Below are 16,491 nucleotides of genomic sequence, written 5' to 3'. Positions count from 1 at the left end.
CCCGTCCTAATCAGGAGGGCGAACCGTTTCCGCTTGGCGGACTGATGTTTCATTTATAGGATAACTACTAATTTTGAGGGGTGTAAGGCAATGAATATTATCGACGAACTAGAATGGCGCGATGCCATCAATCAACAAACAGATGCCGAAGGGCTTAGAGAACTGACCAATCAAAAATCGGTATCCCTGTACTGCGGTGTAGATCCAACAGGTGACAGTATGCATATTGGCCACTTGATTCCATTCATGGTGCTCAAAAGATTTCAACTGGCAGGACATCGTCCGGTGATTCTTATTGGTGGGGCTACGGGAACGATTGGTGATCCAAGTGGACGTCAATCCGAACGCTCTTTGCAAACGCTGGAGCAAATCCAAGCCAACGTTGACGCACTTACAGCACAGATGAAAAAACTGTTCGTGACTGATGGCGACAATCAAATCCGCATGGTGAACAACTACGATTGGACGCATAAAATCAATGTTATCGAATTTTTGCGTGACTATGGTAAAAACTTCAGCATCAATTCGATGCTTGCCAAGGATGTTGTAGCGAGCAGATTGGACAGCGGAATTTCCTTTACGGAATTCTCCTACCAAATCCTGCAATCCCTGGACTACCTGCACCTGTTCCAGCATGAAGATGTGCAGCTGCAAATCGGTGGTTCTGACCAATGGGGGAACATCACAAGTGGCTTAGATCTGATTCGTAAAAAAGAAGGTTCTGAGGCGGTAGCATTCGGACTTACCATCCCGCTTATGCTGAAAGCCGATGGTACAAAATTCGGTAAAACAGCTGGCGGAGCCATTTGGCTGGATCCGAACAAAACGACAGCTTTTGAATTCTACCAGTTCTGGGCGAATACAGATGACCGTGATGTTGTGAAATACCTGAAGTACTTTACATTCCTCTCTAAAGAACAAATTGATGCACTTGCAGAAAAGGTGCAGACCGAACCGCATAAACGTGAAGCGCAAATAACACTGGCTGAAGAAATGACCAGATTCGTGCATGGTGAGGAATTGCTGGAGCAGGCTAAACGTATTACTGCCGCTCTGTTCAGTGGAGATATTAAATCTCTAACCGCTGACGAGATCGAGCAAGGCTTCAAGGAAATGCCGACCTACGAAACGACATTGGAGTCCAAAAATATTGTGGAGTGGCTGGTAGATCTAGGAATTGAGCCATCCAAACGTCAAGCGCGTGAAGACATCACCAAAGGCGCAATTTCCATGAACGGTGAAAAAGTTAGCGATGTAGCATTTGAAGTTACAGCCAGCGAAGCCATCGGCGGACGTTTTATCATTATCCGTAAGGGTAAGAAAAACTACAGCCTGGTGAAATTGTCCTAATAATAAGAAGCCTTCCTTATGAATAAGGAAGGTTTTTTGTTGTATTTTAAGTATAGAGGCCGACTATTTGCATATTAAGTGAAATTTGAAAGGTGAAATCGTCAAAATTATGGTAAGCTTAGGATTCGTGTGATTTATGGATTAACATGATATTCTACAACTATAACAGAAAATTAGGAGTGGTAATTTGAGAAGACAAAAACCAATGACCATGGAAGAATTAATGAATGAGTTACAAGGACAGAAAACGTATCAAGAAGATCCCAATCACATCTCTTTCGAGAAATTGTTTAATGAAGCGTTTATGAGTAAGTATTCCAATTACAAAAGTTTCGATGAGTTTGTAACCAAAGGGAACTTTCAAGTAAAGACAGAAGAAGATGTTGCTGACATACCTGATGAACTGTTTGATCGTCATGTTGTTAGGGAGACGAAGTTTGCGGATTGGAAATCCATGTTGGAAACAGCGAATAGAGAATACGTCCGTAATTAATAAGACTAGTCTCTAACTACCGTTAGACTCATCCACAAAGAAACTGCACACCCTTATTGCTTTGTCCCAACGGACAATGGGGAGTGCAGTTTTTTTGTGCCCAGTTATTTGACCAGCTATGATGTTTTACTCATCGTTGACTTGCAGATCTATGATTTAATTGAACAAATAGGAATTAGGTTTTACAAAGATAGTATTACATAGGAGGGGCAGAATCGTATGACTGCATGTATACAAACCTCTAAGCAGAAGACCCTTCATGTCATGTGGAAAACCGTCTCAGAGGATTGTAATCTAGCCTGTGATTATTGCTATTACAGTACAGCCGGGGGACATCCTCAGCAACCGATCCGAGTGATGGATACGGAGCATCTGGAGCGGTTTATCGCTCAGTACATGAAAAGATCATCAGGGATAGCGACTTTCTCTTGGCAGGGTGGGGAGCCATTATTGGCCGGACTTTCGTATTTTGAACAAGTGATTTCATTCCAAGCTAAGTACGCTCCGCCTCATACGATGATCAGTAATGCACTGCAGACCAATGGAACGCTTATCCATGAGAAATGGGCGAAATTTTTTAAACGGTATAACTTTTTGGTCGGGATTAGTCTGGATGGCCCAGAGCCTATTCATGATGCTCATCGTGTAACGGGTTCGGGAAAAGGCAGTTATGATCAAGTTATGCGTGGGATTCGTCATTTACAGAATGAGGGTGTGGAGTATAGTATTCTGACGGTGATTCATGAAGATAACGTGACGAAACCAGATGAGTTAATGGCATTTTATCTAGAACATACCTTTCCGAATATTCAGTTTATCCCCTGCATGGATTTTGTTTCTCAGAAAAGTGATGTAGCGGGACGTTTCCGAATTACACCTGAACAATACGGAGTCTTTTTATGCCGTACATTTGACCTTTGGTACAATGAGGGGTACCCAGAGCTTCCTATTCGTATTTTTGAGAATATGCTTCTTGTATTCATGCATCGTGAGGCAGAGTTATGCGTTCACAACTCATGTTGCCCGAAGATGATGGTGCTTGAAACGAACGGGGATGCCTACCCTTGCGATTTCTTTATTGATGAAGAGCATAGGCTAGGAAATATCGGCCAAACTGACTTGGAAGCACTGCTAAGCAGCCCAGTATATGATGATTTTTTGTTAATGAAGCCCAATATGAATGAATCATGCTATAAGTGTGAGTACCTTAGCTTTTGCAATGGGGGATGTCCGCGCAACCGGAATTGGCTTGATGTTAATGATCGGACTGAGGTTGATTATTTCTGCCATAGCTACAAAATGTTCTACTCATACGCCTATGAACGCATGCTATTACTGGCGAACCGACTTAGATCGGAGCGGATGCTGGAGTACAGGAAAAGTGCAAAACCACTTCCAGGTCGAAATGATCCATGTTTCTGCGGAAGCGGGAAGAAATTCAAAAATTGCTGTCAGGCATTATAGATTAGACTAGACAAGGTTGTCCCAACGTCATGCAAAGGATTGGGAGCAACCTTTTTGTTATGCTATAGAACCATATGATTTCTCACCATTATTGCCGCACCCGTCACCACAGCTTCTTCTTTTAATATACCTAGGGAGAAGTGAGGTTGGTATTCAGGATAACGGTAAGTGTTTCTCTGTGCCACCTCCACCGCTGTTTGGAAAAACAACTCATGAGAGTGAATGAGTGCACCACCTAGAATGATGGTCTCTGGATGAAACAGGTTGATAACGTTGGCGAGCCCGATCCCGAAGTGGCTGGCAGCTTGGGTAAATAATTCACGCGCGTGTGGATTACCGTCTCTAAAGGCTTGTACCAATACATCATAAGTCAGCTTCTCAGGCGCCACTTTATATCTTTGGAGGATCAGTTCGTTGTCCATTTTCGCCTCTGAGCGTGCACTTTGTTCTAGCGCCTGCACAGATACAAATGCTTCCAGAGCCCCGTAGTTCCCGTCATGATTTAATCGGGGTCCATCTGTCTGGATGATCATTTGACCAATGGCATCTTCCATATCCATTGTGCCATGAACAATACTTCCATGCGACATCATCGCATAGCGGAGTCCTGCTCCAGCATGTACATAAAGCATATGCTGAATGTTTGCGTGACGGATAGACCATCGTTCCCCAAGCAGTGCAGAATTGGCACCGTTGTCCAACCATGCCTTGAACCCCGTCCGTTCCTCCACCAGTTTGCAAATCGGCAGATTGTTCCAGCCTGAAGAAGGGAAGTGCAGCGGTTTTAGGATCAAGCCATGTTCCCGATCAAGCGGCCCCACTGCCCCTATTCCTATCCCTATGATTTGACTGTCCACTAACTGATGGTCCCTAAGGAAAGCACGTATTTGATTACTGATATGATCTATAAATCTTTCAGGTGTGAATGCCTGATCCATTCGCCAGTGAACAATTGATTTTGGGTTCATTTGCATATCAAATAAACCAAGGGAAGAATACACCCTGGAAATCTCTAAACCGATTATATAACCGTAGGAAGGATTGATCTGGTATAAAATAGGTCTTCTGCCTCCGCTAGATTCTCCAAATCCGCTTTCTATCAGCAAGCCTTCTTCCGTCATCTCATCTAATATCCGGGTCATTGTGCTTTTGGTAAGCGAAAATGTCTGTAAAAGATCCAACTTGGAAACAGTGCCTTGTTCGGCGATTCGGTCGTATAGGAGTTTTTTTGGTGACGGAATATGTGTCGAGCGCTTTTCCACGATATACCTCCAAGCTATATATAGGATGAACTTGTAAGATCGTTTTTTATATAGTTTGTATTTATTAACATGAATATAGTATAACTCATAAACCCTTGGTTGTATTTTACCGTTCAAAAAACTTAATTCCATTTTGGGAAAAAGTGATATAATGAAATTACAACAGATTATAAAAGGGTGGATTCCATGAGAACAACTATGAAAACAAATATGATACCGAATGCAGATCTGAGGATAAGTCTACTGTTTCAGTTGTTTTGGGTATTTGTTCGAATTGGTCCTGTAACCTTCGGGGGAGGTTATGCGATGATCCCTATGATCGAACGGGAAATTTCTGCTAAACGAAAATGGCTGGCTGAAGAGGAGATGGATGAAATTCTATCTTTAGCTGGTGCTGCACCTGGGGGTGTAGGTGTAAATGCAGCGGCATTCATTGGTTATCGTCTTGCTGGTGTGAAGGGTGCGATTGCTGCAATCTCAGGGATAACGATTCCGACCTTTATCATTGTTTGTTTGCTTAGCGCCGTATACTCCCAGCTGGCAGACCAGCCAAAAGTCATTGCCGCTATGAAAGGGATAAATGGTGCTGTTATTGCCTTGATCCTAGTAGCTGCATATCGAATGGCCAAGAACGCTATAATTGACAAGACTACCGCTGTTACGGCGTTAGTTATACCGGTTGTTTTACTGGTTTTCGGAATTAATCCCATTTACGTGATTGCAATTGGTTTATGTATTGGGTTTGTATATCTGCAAATTAAACAGCTCTTTGGGCTCCAAGTTCGAACGGAGAAGGAGTCCTTGAAAGCTTCTGATGAAGAATCGAATTATCCGGAGTATTACATCTAGGGGGAAGCGATGTGATTTGGAGTTTATTTTTCACTTTTATAAAAATTGGCCTTCTCTCGTTTGGAGGAGGGTACGCCATCATTCCGATGATTCAGCATGAAGCCATGGCTGGGGGTTGGTTATCCGAAGGGGAATTCCAAGAGGTAGTTTCCATCGCAGGGATGTCACCCGGGCCTGTTGCAACGAACAGTGCAACCTTGATCGGATATCGTATAGCCGGAATCGAAGGAGCGATTGTGTCAACATTAGGCATGGTTCTGCCCTCATTTTTAATCATCATCGTTATTTCCGTCTTCTTTTATCGGGTGAGGGACAGTCAATGGATTAAAACGTTATTTTATGGTTTGCGGCCAGTGATTACAGGCTTGATTGCCTATGCTGCGATTCGTTTTGGCTTAAATAGCGTGGAACATGCTTTTATTACTTGGCAGACCCTTGGCATGTTGATCATTGTATTCGCTGCACTTTATGGTTTAATGAAATATAAGCTGCATCCGCTCACCATTATCGTTGCTTCTGGCATTCTTGGGGTAGCTTTTTTTTAGACAGAGCCGGGACGATCCCAGATTGGAGGTAAATCATGTCAGAGAATATACGGGCTTGTTGTTCAGCTAGTCGAAATCAAGTCGCGAAACAAGAATCTATTGATGTTTGTAAGGAGAACACAACGGTTCAAGGAATAACAGGGGTGAAAGATTTCTCGGACATGATCCTTATCCCTGGAGGCACTTTTCTTATGGGGACGGATGATAAGGAAGGGTTCCCCGCAGATGGAGAAGGGCCGACTAGGAAGGTTACCTTATCTTCCTTTTTGATGGATGCAACGGCGGTTACGAACAAGCAGTTTGCTGCTTTTATCAAGGAAACAAACTATGTTACAGATGCGGAACGATTTGGATGGTCTTACGTGTTTCATTCTTTTGTTTCCATGGAGACTGGGAAAAAGGTGACCCAAGTAGCCACTCAAACCCCCTGGTGGTGGGTGGTGGAGGGAGCGGATTGGTGTCATCCTGAAGGTCCGGATTCCCATGTAGATGAACGACTTGATCATCCGGCTATTCACCTATCATGGCATGATGCGGATGCATATTGTCGCTGGGCTGGTAAACGTCTGCCTACGGAAGCGGAGTGGGAGTATGCCGCACGAGGAGGACTGGTTCAGAAACGGTATCCTTGGGGGGACGAATTAAAACCAGGCGGAGAGCATCGCTGTAATGTATGGCAGGGAAAGTTTCCCGATAAAAATCATGCCAGCGATGGATTTGCAGGTACCGCACCTGTAAATTCCTATCTGCCTAACGGCTATGGTCTTTATAATATGTCAGGAAACGTGTGGGAATGGTGCGCGGATTGGTTTACTAAGGATTATCATTTATCTTCCGAAGCCGTGAATCCGAAAGGTCCAATAAGTGGTGTCGCAAGATCAATGCGCGGAGGATCGTATTTGTGCCATAAATCTTACTGCAACCGTTATCGGGTGGCGGCTAGAAGCAAAAATACTCCAGACAGCTCTGCCGGAAATATTGGCTTTCGATGTGCGGCTGATTATACAGGTTAGAGCACTTTTACGACTACTACATAAGAAGGAGGAACTTCCTTGTCCTCTATCATCCATAGTCAGTTTGACATCAGCGTGCTGGACGTCCTAAAGATTCAATATCAGAAGCGGATCCTGTTCGATTACGTCCAGTCTTGTTATACCGTCTCTTATATCCAAAAAGGTGAGGTATTGACGACATCCTCCGAAGGAGAATATGTTGCTTCTGCCGGAGATGTGATGATCCACCGTCCTAACGAGCCTTTTAATGTGATCTCCAAAACGGATGGCATACATTATCTGTTTAATATTAACGCTAAAGTTAAAGACGGAGATGACTTCTTTAAGTTATTCCCTCTAGGCAAGGTGATTCGGGTCCGGGATCGAAGCGAATATGAGCGAAGATTTGACGAATTGCGGAGCCTGTGGTTGCAGGAGGAAGATGATTTCAGGAATGTTCAGGTCGGTTCATTGGCATTTTTTCTTCTTTATGAAATTATGGAGAGTACCAAGCTTGGCGGGCGCCGCTCTTCACGAGATCCCTTTATCACGGACCGCTTTAACGAAGCGTTGCAATATATGGAGGAGAGGCTTGATCAGGAGATTAGTAGAGAGGAGCTTTCCAAGCTCTATCATATGAATCCTGTTTATTTTAGCCGGGCATTTCAGAAAATATATAAACTGACACCCATGCAAATGCTGCGAAAATTGCGGCTGCAGCAAGCTAAACAAATGCTGGAATATACGGATTATACAATCGAGCATATCTCCCAGAGATGTGGTTATTATGATGCTTCACACTTCAGCAAGGTATTTCGTGGCGAATACGGCAAGGGGCCGGCAGAGTACCGGAAAAGTATCGAATTTACAAAAACAAACATCGCTGCTCCATAGCGGAGTTTTCCATATTCATTTACTCTTATAAGCATGAGCAGATCATTCTAAGCTGCCCGAATCGAGCGTAACCATTTCGATGAAAAGGAAAGGCAGGGAATAACTCATGAGAATCTTGTATTTGGATTTGGATTCGCTTCGCCCGGACCATCTGGGATGTTATGGCTATCATCGGAATACCTCCCCGAATATCGATTCAATCGCTAAAGAAGGTGTCACCTTTACCAACTACTATTGTTCAGATGCTCCTTGCCTGCCGTCTCGTTCCGCCTTAATGTCGGGGCGATTTGGCATTCATAATGGGATTGTAGGGCATGGCGGAACCGCTGCTGATATGCGTAGAGAAGGAGCCAAACGTGAATTCAATGACCGTCTGGGGATGGAGAGCCTTCCGGCTATATTAAGGCAAGCGGCGATGAAAACCGCATCGATCAGCACCTTCTCCGAACGACACTCGGCGTGGACCTTTAACGCCGGGTTCCAAGAAGTGTTTAATGTTGGTGGCAGAGGGCATGAGACGGCAGAGCAGGTGCTTCCAGTGGCACTTAAATGGATTGAGGATAACGGGGAGTCCGAAAATTGGTTTCTGCACCTGAATTTCTGGGATCCGCATACACCTTATCGTACACCCGAGAGCTACGGTAATCCGTTCGAGAAGGAGCCTTTACCCGATTGGATCACGGAAGAAGTGTTTGAGCTTCACCGAAATAAGAAGGGGCAGCATAGTATTGAAGATATGAATGCGCTCGCGAAATCGCATTATCAGCAGCATTTCAGGCATCAGCAGGAGATAGAGAACCGTGATGACCTGCGTGTTATCTTTGACAACTATGATGCTGGAGTTAAGTATCTGGACGAGCATCTCGGGAAAGTTTTTTCTAAGCTGAGAGAACTTGGCGTGATGGAAGATACGGCTATCTTGATCTCTGCGGATCATGGAGAGAGTCTGGGTGAACTAGGAATTTACTCCGAACATGGCACAGCAGACGAGGCGACTTGCCGTATTCCGATGATTGTTCGCTGGCCAGGGGGCAAGAAGGGAATCGTGGAGGAGGGGCTACATTATCACCTTGATCTAGGACCTACATTAGCGAGCCTTTTGAATTTGAAAGCGGCTGCTTCTTGGGATGGTGAAAGTTATGCAGGTGCTATTTTGGAGGGGAATTTGGGAGGGCGTGAGTATCTCGTAATCTCACAATGCGCGCATGTGTGTCAACGCAGCGTCCGGTTTGCGGATTGGTTATATATACGTACCTATCATGACGGACACCATGGATTCCCGCAAGAAATGCTGTTTGATTTGAAGCATGATCCTTATGAACAACATAATCTTGCCGAAGTACGTAAAGACGTTTGTATGGAGGCTGTCTATCTGTTGAATGAATGGCATGATCATATGATGGGCTCCATGGATTGTGATATCGATCCATTATGGACGGTACTTATGGAAGGTGGACCCTACCATGCCAAAGAGTATCTGAGCGCATCCTTAAAGGATGCTTAATAATATCCTAATAAATGCGGCGAATGAAAGACATATGAAAGGGAGGTTGCCCTGAATGGGCAACCTCCCTATTTATGTTCTCGCTTTTTGTGGATCTATTAAAGATCCGGGAAGCCTCAAAACGGTCTTCGTCCCGCTACCCTCCTTACTGTACAGCAGAACGCCGCAAGGATCGCCATACTTAAGATTTAGACGATTATTGACATTTAGGAGACCGATATGATCTCCTGATTCTATATTCTTACCAGCCAGCAACTCCGTAAGTTGTTCCAGTCTTGTCGTATCGATACCTACACCATTATCTTCAACCACGATTTCAAGCAGCCCCGCTTCGTTTTTCTCTACGGAGATCAGCAGAATTCCTTGTCCTTGTGCCTCAAGCCCATGACCAAGCGCATTTTCAACAATAGGTTGAAGGATCATTTTAGGCACGGGAATGTGTAGCCATTCCTGTGGACAGAACAGCTTGTAAGTAAATTTGTCCGGGAAACGGCCTTGGTAAATCCTCACACAAGATTCCGCGATTTTCAGCTCTTCCCCAAGAGTTACCTCCTCTTTGCCTTTGATGCTGTACTTGAGCATTGTGCTTAAGGCGGTAGTCATCTCGAAGATATCCCGATTTCCTTTTACGATCGCAACGCCCTTGATTGTATCTAAAGTATTGCTTAAGAAATGCGGATTAATTTGACTTTGTAAATACGAATATTCCGCCCGCTGCTTTTCCAGATCGGTCAGATAAAGTTGAGTTGAAGCATCGATTAATTGGTCCGTCAAATCGTGGATTCGTGTGGTCATATCGTTGAACTGTCGAGAGATGATTTCAATCTCAGCATAGCCCTTTAAATCGACCTTGTTGTTCAATATCCCCAGACTTCCACCCTTTAATTGATTCATATAGCGCATAAGCCTAGACAACGGTCTTAAGAGATTCATCATAAGTACAGAATAGGGAATAGAGACGACCAGCAAGATTAAGGCTAGAAGAGCATAGCTGACCTTCTTCAATTTCTCCAGTTCTTTCATTAAATTATGGACAGGAACAGCAGTTATGATTTTTCCAGAGATCTCCGGTAAGCTAAAGGACTGAATTGCATATTTCTTTCCATGAACCGTCTCGACGATGGACTCTCCATCCCTTCCAGTTGCCCGAGTTTGAAACTGCTGGAGCATATCCTCCGGCTCATTGCTATTAGAGTAGATCATGCCTTTATCATCCATCATAAAAAAGCTGGTTCCGACCAATCGGGGATACTCAGAAATTTCAGTTTGAATGGCTTTCATATCTACAATAACTGCGAGATAGCCAATTTTTTCACCATATAGGGACGTGTCACCTGAAGCGAAGATGTTCATCCCGAAAAGCAGTTTTCTCTTGTCGATGACTTTGTCTGGAGGACTGTATCCGCGATAATGAACGATTCCATCCTCCTCAGCTGTTTTCATAAGATCGATAGCATATTTTGTTCTTCCTGCTAAGGAAATACGTGTGTTTGAGCTACCGATAACAATAATATCTAAGATATCCGTGTTCATATTTCGGGCGATGCTCAACAATCCTTCAACTTTTTGGGATAGATCGTAGACTCGAAGCTTATCATTCTCGACTAGGAACTTTTGGACGGTCGAATCGTAACCCACATTCATCATCATGGAAGAGACGTTGGCATAGTTGTCAGAAATCCGTTGTTTGAGGAGGGAGACTAGCTCCGTATTGTATTGCGTATTTTGATTAATGATAGTCTCGCTTGATAGTTGGTAGACTCGTGAAACGATGATTGGGATAATGGCAACAATAAATAACCCGAATAGCAAAACCTGAGTACGGATGGATAGTCTCTTAAATGTCTTCATTGTTTTGTTCCCTATATTGTGTAGGTGTCATTTTGAGATGCCGCTTAAAAATTCGTGTGAAATAGAAATAATCCTGAAAACCGCATTTCTCACCGATTTGGTAAATGGAAAGGTTGGTTTCGATTAGCATTTTACAGGCGTATTCAATTCGTAAACGACTGATATGTTCGATGATGGTCTCGCCGACCTCTTTTTTGAATAATTGGCATAAGTAATTTGGGCTTAAAAAAAACTGATTGGCTAATTGCTGGATCGAAATTTCTTGATTGAAATGGTTGCGGATGTATAACATGATTTCTTTGACTTTGTGGTTTGAGATTCGTGAAATATCAGATTCGTTTCTGTTCATAAAAATATCAAGTGTCATAAGAATCAGATCATCAATCATAGCTTCAGCCGTGCCGTACCGATAATAGAGCTGTTCATATCCTTCAAAAAAACGGCCGCTAACCCGAGTCCCTTCCCGAGGAAATAAGTAGAGGATCGATGTATAGAGCAAATAGGCTTCTTTAATGGTGAACGTTCCCTCTTTGAATAATTTCTTTATCGATTCCATGGCTGCTATGAAACCGAGCCGGTCTTTATTATGAAGAATCCGGGAAATCTCTTTGAGCTTCTCGTCGATCGGTATTTCCTGTTGTGGATTCACCCGGTAACATCCGGGCATCCCCGTTGTGAACATACTGAAAGCAGCATGAGAGGCGGACTCTAAAGACGCATCCAATTGGTGTATATCCGAAATAGGAGGACCGATCCCGACTCCGCACTCTTGTACAACTTCTGTTTGTTTAAACCCCTGGAGGAAGACTTCGTATTGGCACTCTTCCAATAAGTAACCATACCGACGGCGGCTCATTGGGAAGACCAGGGAAGAGAACTGCCTGACATCTACAGGTGAACTTAACCCTTGGATAACAATGGGGATATGAGGGGTATCTTTCGACAAGGGTATTTTCTTCTCATCCAACCATAAGTTAATTCGTTCAAGATCTCCGGAACAAACCGCTTCATAAAGTTCGAAGTCGTGGATAGGTTGTTCTTTAACTGTCTTGGAATCGTGTTGCTGGGCTATTCGGTTGAGCATTCCTTCAATTTCTTCGATTTCAAAGGGTTTGAGACAATATCCGAAAGTACCATAATTCATTGCTTTTTGTGCATAAGCGAACTCGGCATGTCCGCTGAGTACGATAAAGATCGTATCCGGCGCGATGGCCTTGCCACGTTGAATGAGCTCTAGTCCATTCATAACAGGCATCTTGATATCTGTTAGAACAAGGGTGGGGCGAAGCGATTGAATTAATTGAAGGGCTTCTTGCCCATTTTCGGCATCGTCGATCACTTCAAAGCCGTATTTCTTCCAATTCACTCCTGCTTTAATTCCTTCTACAATCCACTTCTCATCATCTGCAATAATTACTGAACGCATAAGTGAATCCCCCTCTCTTTATAGAGCTCTTAGATTTATCCTAGCGATTGTGGACCAAGGGGGGTATGGACGATCTTACGCTCACTATGTCCGATATTACGTGCCACAGGAAGGTCTCCCGCAAAGGTGTGAAAAATCCACATGATCGGAGTTGTATTCTCTATACAAGAGAATTTACACTCCCGATATAATTTACCATATAAATCGCTTACAAGCATAACAAACTCATACAGAAAGGTGGGGAGAAGATTGGCTGATTCTGTAACCGCTCGTACGCCTAAACGAAGCTTAAAAACTCGTGCTCCAAAGCAAAGTTTAGGAAAAACGATTTTACAGTACAAGTATTTTTACCTCATGGTTCTACCGGTGTTAATCTGGTATGCCCTCTTCAGCTATGCTCCCATGTACGGTGTAACGCTAGCGTTCAAAACATTTAATTACAGTGAGGGGATTCTGGGAAGTCCTTGGGTTGGGTTGGAGAATTTTCAAACGCTGCTGACCGACCCCGATTTTCGCAAGGCGTTTTGGAATACGGTCATTATCAGCTTGATGAAGCTGGTCACTCATTTCCCGATGCCCATTATCCTGGCGATTGTTTTATATGAGTTTTCCAGGACAAAAATGAAGCGGTTTTTTCAGACGATCCTGACGTTCCCGCATTTTATATCGTGGGTTGTACTGTCGGGGATTATTATCAATATTTTAAGCAAGGACGGGATTTATAACCAGATCATCATGCTGTTTGGTGGAGATCCGAATTCTCCTCTTGTCGATGAAAGTGCATTCAGACCCGTTCTGTATATCACGCATGTGTGGCGAGAGATCGGTTGGGATTCAATCATTTACCTGGCGGCTCTGGCAGGGATCAATCCTGAGCTGTTTGAAGCGGCTGAAGTGGACGGAGCGAACCGGTTTCGCCGTTTGCTAAACATCGCATGGCCGGGTTTGAAGAGTACAGTCGCAGTTCTGTTAATCCTTCAAGTTGGACAACTACTAACCCAAGGTTCGAGCTTTGAGCAAATTTTCAACCTGTATAGTTCGCCGGTATATTCGGTTGCCGACACGATCGATACTTACATTTATCGGACTTCCTTCACGATTGGAGGAGACTTTGGATATATGACCGCCGTGGGTGTCGTCAAGTCCATTATCAGCCTAATCCTTTTATGGGCGGCCAATACGTTCGCTAAGAAGATGGGCGAGGAAGGGCTGTATTAATCTGCAGGAAAAGGGGAGAAGCAAGTGACCGACACAACGGTTAAAAAGAGAAAAAAGTGGAGTGTCTTCGATATCGTCGCATTCGTGGTTCTGGGGCTCCTAGCAATAGTAACATTTTTTCCTTTCTATAATGTTCTTATTATCTCTGTGGCAAAGTTCGAAGCGATTAGTAAAAGTGACTTTTATATTTTTCCGCTTTCGTTTGACCTGTCCGCTTACAAGCTTTTGCTTCAGGATATGAAGTTTTGGACTTCCATCTTTAATTCTGTCATCGTAACTGTGGTTGGCGTGTTGTTCAGTATGACAATCTCTGTGGCGGGAGCTTACGCATTATCCAAGCGGGGTATGCCCGGCAGAAACATAATGCTCAGCTTGATCTTGTTCACTATGTTTTTCAATGGCGGTTTAATTCCTTTTTACTTAGTCGTCAAGGATCTAGGATTCGTAAACAATATACTCGTCATGATCATCCCCGCGGGTCTCAATACGTTTTATCTAATCATTATGAAAAACTATTTCAATACCATTCCAGAAAGCTTGGAAGAATCGGCTAAGCTGGACGGGGCGAATGATCTGTACATTCTTTTCAAAATCATTATTCCGATCTCTGCTCCATTCATGGCGACTTTTGCTTTGTTCTATGCTGTGGAAAGATGGAATGAATGGTGGTATGCGCTGATTTTTATCAGTGACGCTGCTAAAGCACCACTTCAGATTTATCTGCGGGAGACACTCATTACTTCGAATTCCTTGCTAAGCCAAATGGCACAAACGATGGCCGAGCAGGAGCAGACGGGGAAGGTCTACACACCTGCACTTCAAATGGCAGCGATTGTAGTTTCGAGTATTCCGATTATTGTTGTTTATCCGTTCCTGCAGAAGCATTTTAATAAAGGGATTATGGTGGGTTCAATAAAAGGATAAGAAAGATTTTAAATAGATTGATTCTATCCTAAAATAGTATAAAGGGAGGTTTCAAGCATGCATAGAAAGAAAATAATGACATTGGCATTATGTATAACTTTGTTGGCTTCAGTACTCACGGCTTGCGGTGGAGGCAATAACGGCAAAGGGCAGGCTGGTTCAAACGGTGAAACATCTCCGAATTCTTCTAACTCCACGGATAATCCTTACAAGGATCCAATGACCATTTCTCTTGGGTTTTGGGATGCGGATGCCGAGATTGCTAACATCGAAAAGGACCCGATCGCTAAACAAGTATTGGAGAAATTCAACATCACACTAAAACCTGTCAATTTGTCTTGGGATGACTATACCCAGAAGATTCAAATGTGGGCCGCTTCCGGCCAATTGCCAGACATTTTCGCGATCGACGCCGTCGGCACGCAATATCAGCGCAAATGGGTGAATCAAGGCGTTGTCAAAGCGCTCCCGGATCTTTCAAAGTATCCAAACCTTGCAAAATACTTCGAATCCCCAGATATTAAAGGATTAGGAGTAGATGGAAAGTATTATACTGTGCCTCGCCGGATGTTCCCGAGTGTTGATTGGAGCGCACTGGATCGTATGGTCTTCTATCGTTGGGATCTTGCTCAAAAGGCAGGGATCACCAAAGAGCCAGAGACATGGGAAGAGTTTGAAGCCATGCTTGATGCAATCGTAAAGTCGGATCCGGAAGGCAAGCATGTTACTGGTCTTACGACGACAACTACCAAGATGCTGGGCGGATTCTTCTGGTTGTATGGCAACCCGGTTGCTACTAGTGATGGAAGCGGCAGTGATTTTAAATGGATCAAAGAGGATGGAAAGTTTATCCCTGCTGTATTCTCTAAAAATGCGCTGCCAGCGCTGCAAAACATGAAGAATATGTACGAAAAAGGATTGATCGATCCAGACATCGCGCTCGTCAAACCAGCAGAGTCCTATGACAATTTCGTAGCAGGCAAAGCAGCTGCTCTTCTAAGCGGTGGAGGTTTCATAAATTTAAATAGCGATATGTATGAAAAACGCTGGAAAACAGCTTATCCGGATAAGGATATGACGGAGAGCGTGAAGGCGCTCAAGCCGCTTATCGGTCCTGATGGTGAACGCTCACACGCCATCTTTAAAACATACTGGTCAGAAAGCTATTTCAGCAATAAGATTGACGATAAAAAGATGGATCGCATCATGGCACTCTATGATTATGTGTTGTCTCCTGAAGGCAAGGATCTGTTGACTTATGGCATCGAAGGTGTAGATTATAAGCTCGAAAATGGGCAGAAGGTTGTCATTGAAAAGGGTTCATTAAATGAGAAGTATCCAGCTAGCAGATTTCTGAAGAATTTGGTGGCTTATGAAACTTCAGATAGCTATAACATGGATAACCCGACGATTGCTAATGAAGGAATCCGCAAAGAAGCTGTCGATTACATCGACTGGATTCAGAACAATACAAAGGTGCCAGAATACGACATTCGGTTAACTTATATGTCCACCCCAACAAAGGATAAATTTACTGTGCTTGACCATGATGATTTGCTTAAGATCATGCTTTCCAAAGAACCCGTTGAGAGTTACTGGAATAGCATTGTGAACGATTATAAGGCTAAAGGTCTTGATAAAATGATAGAGGAAGTAAATGAGAAGGCCAAGGAACAAGGTATTGAATAATGGATGAATAGAGAAGATCCGGGCGGAAGT

General features: G+C 43.7%; 14 protein-coding genes. 11 read left to right on the top strand and 3 right to left on the bottom strand.

All coding sequences use genetic code 11. The features are described 5' to 3' along the window. Nucleotides 1-90 precede the first annotated feature (90 nt). The 3 genes from tyrS to MHI15_RS00925 all read left to right on the top strand — a co-directional run bounded on the left by tyrS (nt 91) and on the right by MHI15_RS00925 (nt 3,307). Complete coding sequence (gene tyrS / locus MHI15_RS00935) at nt 91-1,350, top strand: tyrosine--tRNA ligase (RefSeq protein WP_076129736.1); 1,260 nt, start codon at nt 91-93, stop codon at nt 1,348-1,350. A gap of 205 nt (nt 1,351-1,555) precedes the next feature. Beyond that, nucleotides 1,556-1,843, top strand: a complete 288-nt coding sequence (locus MHI15_RS00930) for a hypothetical protein (protein WP_036688213.1) — start codon at nt 1,556-1,558, stop codon at nt 1,841-1,843. A gap of 219 nt (nt 1,844-2,062) precedes the next feature. Continuing rightward, nucleotides 2,063-3,307, top strand: coding sequence for an anaerobic sulfatase maturase (locus tag MHI15_RS00925; RefSeq protein ID WP_341164030.1), 1,245 nt, complete (start codon nt 2,063-2,065; stop codon nt 3,305-3,307). A 62-nt stretch (nt 3,308-3,369) separates the two neighbouring features. Here MHI15_RS00925 and MHI15_RS00920 read toward each other — a convergent pair whose 3' ends face one another. After that, nucleotides 3,370-4,569 (bottom strand): ROK family protein, encoded by a 1,200-nt coding sequence (locus MHI15_RS00920; RefSeq protein WP_076281655.1) that lies wholly within the window; start codon nt 4,567-4,569, stop codon nt 3,370-3,372. A gap of 198 nt (nt 4,570-4,767) precedes the next feature. Between MHI15_RS00920 and MHI15_RS00915 the strand changes: the two genes are divergently transcribed. From MHI15_RS00915 to MHI15_RS00895, 5 genes are all read left to right on the top strand, one after another. Beyond that, nucleotides 4,768-5,418 (top strand): chromate transporter, encoded by a 651-nt coding sequence (locus tag MHI15_RS00915; RefSeq protein ID WP_341164029.1) that lies wholly within the window; start codon nt 4,768-4,770, stop codon nt 5,416-5,418. 11 nt (nt 5,419-5,429) lie between these two features. Beyond that, nucleotides 5,430-5,963, top strand: a complete 534-nt coding sequence (locus MHI15_RS00910) for a chromate transporter (protein ID WP_076129733.1) — start codon at nt 5,430-5,432, stop codon at nt 5,961-5,963. 35 nt (nt 5,964-5,998) lie between these two features. Then, on the top strand, nt 5,999-6,976 hold the full coding sequence (locus MHI15_RS00905) for a formylglycine-generating enzyme family protein (RefSeq protein WP_340010434.1): 978 nt from the start codon (nt 5,999-6,001) through the stop codon (nt 6,974-6,976). A 39-nt stretch (nt 6,977-7,015) separates the two neighbouring features. Further along, nucleotides 7,016-7,849, top strand: a complete 834-nt coding sequence (locus MHI15_RS00900) for a helix-turn-helix domain-containing protein (RefSeq protein ID WP_076305392.1) — start codon at nt 7,016-7,018, stop codon at nt 7,847-7,849. 106 nt (nt 7,850-7,955) lie between these two features. Beyond that, on the top strand, nt 7,956-9,353 hold the full coding sequence (locus MHI15_RS00895; RefSeq protein WP_341164028.1) for a sulfatase: 1,398 nt from the start codon (nt 7,956-7,958) through the stop codon (nt 9,351-9,353). A 72-nt stretch (nt 9,354-9,425) separates the two neighbouring features. Here the strand turns inward: MHI15_RS00895 and MHI15_RS00890 are convergent, their stop codons facing one another. Together MHI15_RS00890 and MHI15_RS00885 are read right to left on the bottom strand one after the other, a co-directional pair. Then, nucleotides 9,426-11,204, bottom strand: coding sequence for a cache domain-containing sensor histidine kinase (locus MHI15_RS00890; protein WP_341086889.1), 1,779 nt, complete (start codon nt 11,202-11,204; stop codon nt 9,426-9,428). After that, on the bottom strand, nt 11,191-12,630 hold the full coding sequence (locus MHI15_RS00885; protein ID WP_076182358.1) for a response regulator: 1,440 nt from the start codon (nt 12,628-12,630) through the stop codon (nt 11,191-11,193). The genes MHI15_RS00890 and MHI15_RS00885 overlap by 14 nt, the downstream gene beginning before the upstream one ends. Nucleotides 12,631-12,879: 249 nt before the next feature. Here MHI15_RS00885 and MHI15_RS00880 point away from each other — a divergent pair, with 249 nt between their 5' ends. From MHI15_RS00880 to MHI15_RS00870, 3 genes are read left to right on the top strand one after another with little or no spacing between them, the layout of a single operon-like run. After that, nucleotides 12,880-13,848, top strand: a complete 969-nt coding sequence (locus tag MHI15_RS00880) for an ABC transporter permease (protein WP_076129727.1) — start codon at nt 12,880-12,882, stop codon at nt 13,846-13,848. Nucleotides 13,849-13,872: 24 nt separating this feature from the next. Then, nucleotides 13,873-14,772: a carbohydrate ABC transporter permease gene (locus MHI15_RS00875; RefSeq protein ID WP_076129726.1), complete on the top strand. Its 900-nt coding sequence runs from the start codon at nt 13,873-13,875 to the stop codon at nt 14,770-14,772. A 57-nt stretch (nt 14,773-14,829) separates the two neighbouring features. Beyond that, the gene (locus MHI15_RS00870; RefSeq protein ID WP_076129725.1) at nt 14,830-16,461 is read left to right on the top strand and encodes an extracellular solute-binding protein; all 1,632 of its coding nucleotides are present in this window, start codon (nt 14,830-14,832) and stop codon (nt 16,459-16,461) included. The last annotated feature ends 30 nt before the right edge of the window (nt 16,462-16,491 follow it).

This window comes from Paenibacillus sp. FSL H7-0918 (genome assembly GCF_038007025.1).
GTDB classification, from domain to species: Bacteria; Bacillota; Bacilli; order Paenibacillales; family Paenibacillaceae; genus Paenibacillus_AQ; species Paenibacillus_AQ odorifer.
The sequence above is the reverse complement of the archived record's forward strand: the minus strand, read 5'-3'. Positions and strand labels throughout refer to the sequence as shown.

What these genes read in the sequence shown, in the direction of transcription:
- tyrS (WP_076129736.1), top strand. Translation starts at nt 91, where the DNA reads ATGAATATTATCGACGAACTAGAATGGCGCGATGCCATCAATCAACAA.
- MHI15_RS00930 (WP_036688213.1), top strand. Translation starts at nt 1,556, where the DNA reads ATGACCATGGAAGAATTAATGAATGAGTTACAAGGACAGAAAACGTAT.
- MHI15_RS00925 (WP_341164030.1), top strand. Translation starts at nt 2,063, where the DNA reads ATGACTGCATGTATACAAACCTCTAAGCAGAAGACCCTTCATGTCATG.
- MHI15_RS00915 (WP_341164029.1), top strand. Translation starts at nt 4,768, where the DNA reads ATGAAAACAAATATGATACCGAATGCAGATCTGAGGATAAGTCTACTG.
- MHI15_RS00905 (WP_340010434.1), top strand. Translation starts at nt 5,999, where the DNA reads ATGTCAGAGAATATACGGGCTTGTTGTTCAGCTAGTCGAAATCAAGTC.
- MHI15_RS00895 (WP_341164028.1), top strand. Translation starts at nt 7,956, where the DNA reads ATGAGAATCTTGTATTTGGATTTGGATTCGCTTCGCCCGGACCATCTG.
- MHI15_RS00890 (WP_341086889.1), bottom strand. Translation starts at nt 11,204, where the DNA reads ATGAAGACATTTAAGAGACTATCCATCCGTACTCAGGTTTTGCTATTC.
- MHI15_RS00885 (WP_076182358.1), bottom strand. Translation starts at nt 12,630, where the DNA reads ATGCGTTCAGTAATTATTGCAGATGATGAGAAGTGGATTGTAGAAGGA.
- MHI15_RS00870 (WP_076129725.1), top strand. Translation starts at nt 14,830, where the DNA reads ATGCATAGAAAGAAAATAATGACATTGGCATTATGTATAACTTTGTTG.